The organism is Capnocytophaga sp. oral taxon 324 str. F0483 (genome assembly GCF_000318315.2).
GTDB lineage: Bacteria > Bacteroidota > Bacteroidia > Flavobacteriales > Flavobacteriaceae > Capnocytophaga > Capnocytophaga ochracea.
This window is the reverse complement of record NZ_KB291538.1, coordinates 4173-11196: the sequence shown is the minus strand read 5'-3', so window position 1 is coordinate 11196 and position 7024 is coordinate 4173. Positions and strand designations below refer to the sequence as shown.

At 40.3% G+C, this 7024-nt stretch carries 5 protein-coding genes; 2 read left to right on the top strand and 3 right to left on the bottom strand.

The window, feature by feature from the left end; all coding sequences use genetic code 11:
* Window positions 1-584: 584 nt before the first annotated feature.
* On the top strand, window positions 585-1331 hold the full coding sequence (locus tag HMPREF9072_RS11510) for a murein L,D-transpeptidase catalytic domain family protein (RefSeq protein WP_009411871.1): 747 nt from the start codon (window positions 585-587) through the stop codon (window positions 1329-1331).
* A gap of 88 nt (window positions 1332-1419) precedes the next feature.
* Here HMPREF9072_RS11510 and hemA read toward each other — a convergent pair whose 3' ends face one another.
* Together hemA and HMPREF9072_RS11500 are read right to left on the bottom strand one after the other, a co-directional pair.
* On the bottom strand, window positions 1420-2664 hold the full coding sequence (hemA, locus tag HMPREF9072_RS11505; RefSeq protein WP_009411870.1) for a glutamyl-tRNA reductase: 1245 nt from the start codon (window positions 2662-2664) through the stop codon (window positions 1420-1422).
* Window positions 2665-2822: 158 nt separating this feature from the next.
* On the bottom strand, window positions 2823-3743 hold the full coding sequence (locus HMPREF9072_RS11500) for a dimethylarginine dimethylaminohydrolase family protein (RefSeq protein ID WP_009411869.1): 921 nt from the start codon (window positions 3741-3743) through the stop codon (window positions 2823-2825).
* Between the two features lie 117 nt (window positions 3744-3860).
* Here HMPREF9072_RS11500 and hemC point away from each other — a divergent pair, with 117 nt between their 5' ends.
* Window positions 3861-4727 carry a hydroxymethylbilane synthase gene (hemC, locus tag HMPREF9072_RS11495; RefSeq protein WP_009411868.1) on the top strand — a complete coding sequence of 289 codons (867 nt, stop codon included), beginning with the start codon at window positions 3861-3863 and terminating at the stop codon, window positions 4725-4727.
* Window positions 4728-4799: 72 nt separating this feature from the next.
* Here hemC and gyrB read toward each other — a convergent pair whose 3' ends face one another.
* Complete coding sequence (gyrB, locus tag HMPREF9072_RS11490; protein ID WP_009411867.1) at window positions 4800-6776, bottom strand: DNA topoisomerase (ATP-hydrolyzing) subunit B; 1977 nt, start codon at window positions 6774-6776, stop codon at window positions 4800-4802.
* Window positions 6777-7024: the final 248 nt, after the last annotated feature.

The window sequence follows — 7024 nt, the reverse complement described above, 5'->3', positions numbered from 1 at the left end:
CTATAAGCTCTCTATAAGCTACCCCCGCCCTCCTTACAGCCTTTTTTTGCCAAAAATCCTTCCAACCCACTTTTTATATTTTTCGTTTTCCTCCGATAACTCAGACCAGTCCAATTTGTCCGACAAGTCAGACCCGTCAAAAAACCTTTTTTATCACTACCCATTTGCTAATCTCCAAATTTCCTAATTCTATAATTTTCTATGCCCGTCGTGCTACGACCTTTGGCAAAGTTTTAAACTTTGCCAAAGTTGAATAAACTAACAATCAATACACTAGCACGTTTTTGTAAACTCCACCTCATTTCCTCATTTCCTCATTTCCTCATTTCCTCATTTCCTAATTTTTGGCATTATCAACATCAAATTGGTACAATTATTGCGTTATGGTGTGGCTGAAAAATACTGCTATCAACCATCACAAAGGCTATTACGCTACTTCTTATGGGTATTGTGGAAATTATTCAAACGTGTTAAATAAATGTTAAAGTGTTACCTTTCTGATACAACGTAAAAAAAATATACTACCTTTGCACCCGCAATGAATTCTTATTTAACAATTAAAAAATGTTTCGAACAACAACACTATGAACAAAAAGTATTTTTTCTTATTCCTTATTTTTGTATTAAGCAGTTTTTTGTATTTCGTACACGCCCAAAATTCCCATCTTAGCAAAGAAAAACTATTAGCCTTAAAAAAAGTCGAACTTAACATTAAAGATTTGTATAACGAGCTAAACGCCACCCAATACGACCTTAGCTTCGAAGCTTTTCGCTACGCTTATATAGGCTATCAATCTCTCAGAAAGCAACACCGCTTAAACGAAAAAGACCTCTTTTCTATTATTGATTTTACAAAAGATAGTAGCTCTAAGCGCTTTTATACCATCGACTTAGAGAAGATGAAAATAGTGTATTACACCTATGTAGCACACGGTAGAAATAGTGGAGAAATAAAGTCCTCCTCTTTTTCAGATGCAATGGAATCTAACAAAAGCAGTATAGGCTTTTACATTACAGGTGCCACTTACATCGGTAGTAAAGGATTTAGCCTAATGTTGTACGGCGATGAAAAAGGCTATAATAGTAACTTAGCCAAACGTGCAGTAGTTATCCACACTGCCAATTACGCCAATGAAAATTATATAGCTCGTACGGGGCGTATGGGCAGAAGTTTAGGTTGCCCTGTATTGCCCGAAAATATATATAAACAAGTCATTGAAACTATCAAAGAAAAAACAATGATTTTTGCTTATTACAACGATGCAAAATACCTCAGCTCCTCTAAATACTTAAATGTTTTAAAACTTATTGACGACGAATCCGTCTTCTAAATAAATTTTGATTATCCTTATCTGAATACTTAAAAAATAAAAAAGACTGCTATGTAGCAGTCTTTTTTATTTTTCTTATATAGATGTCTTATACTTCTAACTGAAACACCTCTTGTACCCAACTGATACTTTCATCTATTGACGAGGTATCTTTCAAGTGGTTTACAAATTGTGTGGTTATCTTCTGAATGATGCGGTTACTTATCATTTCAGCTTGTTGCTCGTTAAAGTTTTCAATTTTCTTTCGCTGGAAGTCCATTTCAGCTTCTTTAAGGCTTTCAAGTTTCGCTTTTAACGCTTTGATAGTAGGCGCAAACTTGCGGTTATCTAACCATTGGAAAAACTCTTCTTTTACCTCTTCTACAATCTCCAAAGCCTGTGGAATCGCTTCTTTTCTACGCTCTAAGGCTTCGTCTTTGCGCTTAGAAAGCTCGTCCATATGCAAAAGGGTTACATTGGGGAGTGTTGCCACTTGTTCCTCCACGTTCTTAGGAATAGAAAGGTCTAAAATGAGTATCGGTTGAGCCGGATTGATAAAATCTTTATACACCGTAGGAGTAGCAGCCCCTGTGGCAACTATGAGTACATCTGCTTTGCTAATTTCATTTCGTAACTCGTTAAAATCTTTAACTATTACATTAAACTTACCCGCTATTTGTTCTGCTTTCTCGCGCGTGCGATTGATAAGAGTAATATGTTCGTTTTGAGTGTGCTTGATGAGGTTTTCGCACGTATTGCGACCTATCTTGCCTACACCAAATAGAAGAATATTCTTTTGCGACACCTCAGGTATATTCTGCATAATATACTGCACCGCCGTAAACGATACTGAGGCTGCTCCTGAAGAAAGCGCCGTCTCGTTCTTGATACGCTTGCTGGCGTTAATAACACAATTCATCAATCGCTCCAAAAAAGCATTGGCGAGACCTTTGTCGCGCGAGAGATTAAAGGCTTGTTTTATCTGCCCTATAATCTCAAAGTCCCCAAGAATCTGGCTATCTAAACCTGTACCTACTTCAAAAAGATGATGCACAGCCTCTTTGTTTTTTGTTACGTAACCCACTTTCTGAAAATCATCTACCGACCCATTAGAATTTTCACAGAGCAGTTGTATCAGCTGAAAAGGGTGTTCGGCATAACCATAGAGCTCCGTACGATTACAAGTAGAAATCAACAATAGCTCCTCAAAGCCTTCACTTTTAGCTTGGGAGAGCAATTGGTCTTTGTTTTCAGGGGTAAGACTAAACATTCCACGCATCGTTGCATCAGCTTTCTGGTAGCTGAGCCCAATGCAGTAAAAGGTTTTATTCTTAGATATAGTAGGTTGTGACATAGTTTTTTAGTAATTGATACTATCAGTAGTTGTGTTTCGCAAGCGCAAAAATAATAAGTTCGCCGTAAATCACATAAGATACGACGAACTTTTATTCTAAAAAAATAAAATATGTAAACAATCTAAATAATTAGTCTTTTTATCATTTTGTCTATTTGTTAATTGCCACAGCGACTGAGAGGCAAAGTAGAGCACCTTAGCAATCCCTCTTGTTTGGCAATCTCGGCATACGGTATTTCCTCTACGGTGAAGCCTTGTGAGCGCAACCAGTTATTCAAGCGTGTAAAATTCTTTTCAGAAACCACCACCTCTGGGCTAATAGAAAAGATGTTGCTAAACATATGGTACATTTCCTCTCGCTCTATATGAAAGAGATTCTCTTTGCCAAAGAGGTCTACCAAATACTGATAATCAGCTTCACAGCGGAAACCGCCTTTGTAGATAATTCCTTTGTCTTTACCAATCGGTTGGAAGCAACAGTCGAGGTGGAGGGCATTATCGCGCGCCTCAGTTTGTGATTTCACCAAATCAAACTCCTTTACCTTTTTCTGAGGGAAGAGCTTTTGAATAAAAGCCACCCCTGCTACATTAGTACGAGCTGTAATTTGCTGTTTATAATCTTCCCCTTTATAAGTCCCGATGAAAATATGGTCGTTCCAGGGCATTACATCGCCCCCTTCAATATGTACATCAGCAGGAGGGGTTATCACTTTTTTAGGGTCTATTTGTTTTACGATGTACTCAATAGCCTGAAATTCTTCTTGTCTATCGGGTAGTATATTAGCTTTGATAAAAGTATCTTCAATCACAAAACCGATATCGCGAGTGAATATCTGGTTGCAGTCAGTAATGATTTCAGGGCGATAAACGGTTACGCCGTATTTTTGGAGTACTGCACAAAAAGCGTCCATTTCAGCAACCATATCCTTTTCTATGGGATAAGTACCCGCTTTGATATGCTCCGCCGATTTAGGGTCGTAGGCTTCTTCGAGCTTTGGAGTAGGTCCATTGCTAATAGCTGTGCCTAAAATCACAGTTTCTAATTGATCAGTTTCGTTTGTAATATGTAATTTTAGCATATTAATATTGTCTTGTTTTGGGCAAAGATACAAATAATTTGGTAATTAGCAAATTTATCAGTTCTCAATTGCTAATTGATAATTATTTTGTACTTTTGTCGCTCTAAATTCAATACAATGAACACCATACGCATAGGTACACGCGATAGTGAGTTGGCTCTCTGGCAAGCTAAAACGGTACAAAACCAATTAAAAACCTTAGGGTATCACACTGAGATAGTAAGCACTAAATCTCACGGAGATATAGAGCTAAGCAAACCACTCTACGAAATGGGGGTTACCGGTATCTTTACCAAAGCGCTGGATATTGCCTTGCTCAATGGCAAAATAGATATTGCCGTACATAGTATGAAGGACGTACCCACGGCTTTACCTGAAGGAATTGTGGTAGGGGCAGTGCTCAAGCGCGGGAATCCTCACGATGTATTAGTATACAAGGGTGACCTTTCGTTTTTGGAGGCTGAAATAGCAACTATAGCCACCAGCAGTTTACGACGCAAGGCGCAATGGTTACACCGCTACCCGCATCATAAGATAGAGAATTTAAGGGGGAATGTAAATACCCGCTTGCAAAAGCTCACCGATAACCCTTGGAATGGGGCTATCTTTGCTGCTGCGGGCTTGGAACGCATTAATAAATTACCTGAAAAACACTTGGTGCTGGATTGGATGCTACCTGCACCTGCGCAAGGAGCTATCGTAGTGGTGGTGCGTGAGGATAACGTAGCTTTGCAGAAGAAACTACTCCCTCTCCACGACGATTATACTTATATAGCCACTCAATTAGAACGCGATTTTCTTCGCGCTTTAGAAGGTGGCTGTACAGCACCTATTGGAGCTTTTGCTGAGTTTAAAGATGAAAAACTCTACTTCAAAGGAGGCTTGTGGAGCGAAGATGGCAAAGAGTCTTCGGTAATAAACGAAGTACTCACTCAAATAGATGAATATACGGGAGAAAAACTTGCTACAATGGTAAGAAGTTAACGATTAATGGTTAAAAAAAGCGCAACACTTGTAACCAAGTGTTGCGCTTTTTTATTGCTTGTTATACTATAACTACGCATCGATTTTAGCGTACTTAGCATTTTTCTCGATGAACTCACGACGTGGTGGTACTTCATCACCCATCAGCATAGAGAATACGCGGTCGGCTTCAGTAGCGTTGTCGATGGTTACTTGGCGAAGGGTGCGGTGTTCGGGATTCATCGTGGTATCCCACAACTGGTGATCGTTCATTTCACCCAAACCTTTATAACGCTGGATATTCACATTGCCCATTTCAGCTGAAAGCGCATCGCGTTGTTTGTCGTTCCAAGCGTACTCTTCGCGTTTGCTGTTTTTGCTTTTTACTAAATAGAGCGGTGGTGTGGCAATATACACGTGTCCGTTCTCTATAAGTTCGCGCATATAGCGGAAGAAGAACGTAAGGATAAGAGTCGTGATGTGTGAACCGTCTACATCGGCATCACACATAATAATCACTTTATGGTAACGGAGCTTGCTCAAATTAAGTGCTTTGGCATCTTCTTCAGTACCCACAGTTACACCCAAAGCGGTATAGATATTCTTAATTTCATCGCTATCGAACACCTTGTGTTGCATTGCTTTTTCGACGTTGAGGATTTTACCTCTGAGGGGTAGTATCGCTTGGATATCTTTGTTACGTCCTTGTTTAGCTGTACCACCCGCTGAGTCTCCCTCAACCAAGAAAAGTTCGCATTTTTCTGGATCTTCTTCAGAACAGTCGGCGAGTTTACCAGGAAGACCGCCACCACTCATCACGCTCTTACGTTGTACCATCTCACGAGCTTTGCGCGCTGCTTGACGTGCTTGAGCAGCCAAAATCACTTTCTCGACAATGGTTTTGGCATCGTTAGGATTTTCTTCGAGATAATCTTCGAGCATTTGTCCTACGGCTTGAGATACGGCTGAGGTTACTTCGCGGTTACCGAGTTTGGTTTTTGTCTGTCCTTCGAATTGAGGTTCGGCTACTTTTACCGAAATGACAGCGGTAAGCCCTTCACGGAAGTCATCACCTTCAATCTCCACAGGGTTCTTTTTATCTTTACTCATCTTCTCGAGCAAGCCTGATTTATCGGCATAGGCTTTGAGGGTACGAGTGAGCCCCATACGGAAACCTTGCAAGTGAGTACCTCCTTCGGAAGTATTGATGTTATTGACGTAAGAGTGTAGGTTCTCGTTATATGAATCGTTGTAAATCATAGCGACCTCCACAGGGATACCGTTCTTTTCACCGTCCATAGCTATCACGTTTCCGATGATAGGCATACGGTTGCCATCGAGGAATTTAACGAACTCTTTTAGTCCGTTTTGTGAATAGAATTTTTCGGTGATAAAGTTACCTTTTTCGTCTTTATTGCGAAGGTCGGTAAGGGTGATAGTAATTCCTTTATTTAAATAAGCGAGCTCGCGAATACGGGCTGCGAGGGTATCGTATTTGTATTCAATAGTTTGTTCAAAGATTACTTCATCGGGGTGGAAAGTAACCTTAGTACCGCGTTTATCGGTGTCGCCCACTTGTTTTACAGGGTACATCGCTACCCCGCGTTGGTACTCTTGTTGCCATATTTTTCCGTCGCGGTATACGGTAGCAGTAAGATGGTCGGAAAGGGCATTTACGCAGGAAACTCCTACCCCGTGCAAACCACCCGATACCTTATAAGAACCCTTGTCGAACTTACCTCCGGCACCGATTTTAGTCATTACCACTTGAAGGGCAGAAACGCCTTCTTTCTTGTGGACATCTACTGGGATACCGCGACCGTTGTCTTCCACGGTGATAGAATTATCCTCATTAATGGTTACCGAAATAGTATCGCAATAGCCTGCGAGCGCTTCGTCGATAGAGTTATCGAGCACCTCGTATACAAGGTGGTGCAACCCGCGCGTGCCCACATCGCCGATGTACATTGAGGGGCGCATACGCACGTGTTCCATTCCTTCAAGGGATTGGATATTGTCTGCTGAATATTCAGCTGAATTTTGTTGTTCGTTATATAATTCTTCTGCCATAATTTTAATATCGAATCAAGGGTGCAAAGGTATGAATTAATTTATTAATGAGCAAATTTTATAATAGATAAATAAGAATTAGAAAATTAGAAAATGAGAAAATGGGGTGAAGGCTACAAGAAACGCACTAGCGGAGAGATTGTCAGTTTATTTAACTTTGGCAAAGGTCGTAGCACTACGGGCATAGAAAATTAGAAAATGAGAGAATTTGGAAATTAGCAAATGGGTAGTGATAAAAAAGGTTTTTT